Raw genomic sequence first — 2,166 nt, forward strand, 5'->3', positions numbered from 1 at the left:
CCTGTAACTCTATGCGGTCGATGAACTCGGGCCCGACGTAGTGAATGAGGTCCTCAAGCGGCCCCGCCGCAAGTACAGCAAGAATTGGCTCCGGTGGGTTGCGAGCGAGAATTTCCAGAATTGTTGCCCAGCAATCTTCTGCGCTTGCCGTATCGCCCGGAAACATAAAACGCTCGGCAGCCCAAAACAATGGATGGCCATCCAGTGCCCGGCCGCCATCCTGCTGCAGCGCGATGTACGCGCTTGCCCAGTCTTCGATTGTTCGCGAGTCCATGCTGTGCTGCCTAACGCTGGAGTTAAGCGGCGGCGAAGCCGTCCGCCTTGAATGACCTGTTAGACGGCAGCACTCTACGCCGTCGGTGAACTGCACGATAGCGCTGCTTTGAAAGCCCGGCAATGCCGCGAAGCTTGTGGCCTGCGTGCGGAGAACGAACCGCTGACGACCAACGCCACGTTGCGACGAACCGCGCGCACCGCGAGGCACGAAGATGCTGGATACGCCAACGCGCGCAAGATACGACGAGCGATCAAGCACGCGAGAGACGACGACGCAGGCCAGCCCGAAACGACACAACACGCGCTGCCGATGCGAAGCCTGAAAGCGGCGAAAGCGATACAACGACAAAATGATGCTGCTCTGCCGCCTAACGCTGGAGTTAAGCGGCGGCCCGGGAGGGCCGTCCGCTTGGACGAAATGTTAGACGGTTGCGCCGCTGCATGCTCGGGCGACAACGACTGCCCAGACAAGCGCACCGCTTGAACAACCGACTGCCCCAAAACAACCAGCTCTGAATGCCCAGGCTTGCGACGATGCCGCGCGAAAAGCTGCTGCGGCGACGAACGACAAGCCAGCGCGAGACTGGGCGAAACGCACCACACGAAGAACCCCCACGAGCTAGCGACTAACGCTTGAATTAAGCGGCGGCGCAGCCGTCCGCTTGAATGAGATGTTAGACGGTTGCGACGCAGCATGCTCGGGCGAGGCTGTTGGCCTGGACGAGCGAAGAACGATGAGCAACCGACCCCCACAAACTACCAGCTCTGAAAGCTCAGGCTTGCGACGACGCTGCGCGAAATGCTGCTGCAGCGACGGACGACAAGCCAGCGCGAAGCTGGGCGAAACACACCACACGAAGAACCAACACGAGCTACCGACTAACGCTAGAGTTAAGCGGCGGCGAAGCCGTCCGCCTTGAACGAAATGTTAGACGTTTTTACGACGTTGAGCCAAGCGAACAATTGCTGCAGCCGCTGGAAGCATGAACAAAGCAGGCAAGATACTGTCAACAATAACTATGAAATGACTGAATCGAGCAGGCTCGATGAATAAAAGGCGGTGCTGCCAGAGAAAGCTTGGAACAACAGCAAGAATTAGGTAGACGAAGAGCTTGCGTGGACGCAATTTGCATAGGATATAAGCGGCTGGAAGGCAGGGCAAAATGCTGACAGTCCAGGTATATAAGGACAATAGCAAGAGCAAAAAGAAGCTCGACACAACATGCGATGCGAGCCAGATAGGAACTGGGGAATAGGCTGATATGTAGGCGTCGAAGTACTGAAGAAGAAAAGTCTGCAAAATTCCAACTGCGAGCGCAACAGAGGCCGCGATCGGAAAATTGTCAGACTTCATACAATGCCTCCAAGAAACGTCTAACGCTGGAGTTAAGCGGCGGCGCAGCCGTCCGCTTGAATGACGGGTTAGGACTTTGCGGCCCGAGCATGCCATGACCAACTGCACCATGCCGTGCAAGAACAACGAGCCGAAACCCCCACGCTCTGAAACCTGATGACTTGCCGCAAACCCCAAAGGCAGCTTGCCGAGCGAAGCATCTCACGTCAACGTGCTGCCTGACGAAAACCAAACTTGTGAACGGCACAGCAAGCAAAGACCTAACGCTTGAGTTAAGCGGCGGCGCAGCCGTCCGCCTTGAACGAGATGTTAGGCAAGTACTACCACGTTGCACCACGTGCCGCCTCTACACGCGCCCAGATATCGGTTGTGCCGCTTGCCCAGACTCCACCGAGCAGATGACGAAAGGCTGGATCTTGGCGAGCCTGTAACTCTATGCGGTCGATGAACTCGGGCCCGACGTAGTGAATGAGGTCCTCAAGCGGCCCCGCCGCAAGTACAGCAAGAATTGGCTCCGGTGGGTTGCGAGCGAGAAT

The 2,166-nt window shown here is 57.2% G+C and carries 3 protein-coding genes; all 3 read right to left on the minus strand.

Going from position 1 to position 2,166, the window contains the following annotated elements:
• A partial coding sequence (locus EAH75_RS19515; RefSeq protein ID WP_140806569.1) for a DUF6869 domain-containing protein occupies positions 1-625 on the minus strand: 625 nt, incomplete at its 3' end.
• A 579-nt stretch (positions 626-1,204) separates the two neighbouring features.
• Entirely contained in the window at positions 1,205-1,630 is a 426-nt protein-coding gene (locus EAH75_RS19520) for a hypothetical protein (RefSeq protein ID WP_140806570.1), read from the minus strand.
• Between the two features lie 320 nt (positions 1,631-1,950).
• On the minus strand, positions 1,951-2,166 hold a 216-nt coding region (locus tag EAH75_RS19825), incomplete at its 5' end, for a DUF6869 domain-containing protein (RefSeq protein WP_343182735.1).

Origin of the sequence: Rhodanobacter glycinis, assembly GCF_006438785.1 — a bacterium.
Taxonomy (GTDB): domain Bacteria; phylum Pseudomonadota; class Gammaproteobacteria; order Xanthomonadales; family Rhodanobacteraceae; genus Rhodanobacter; species Rhodanobacter glycinis_A.

Excerpts from the sequence above, each read along its gene's own strand:
- EAH75_RS19520 (WP_140806570.1), bottom strand. The coding sequence starts at position 1,630 with ATGAAGTCTGACAATTTTCCGATCGCGGCCTCTGTTGCGCTCGCAGTT.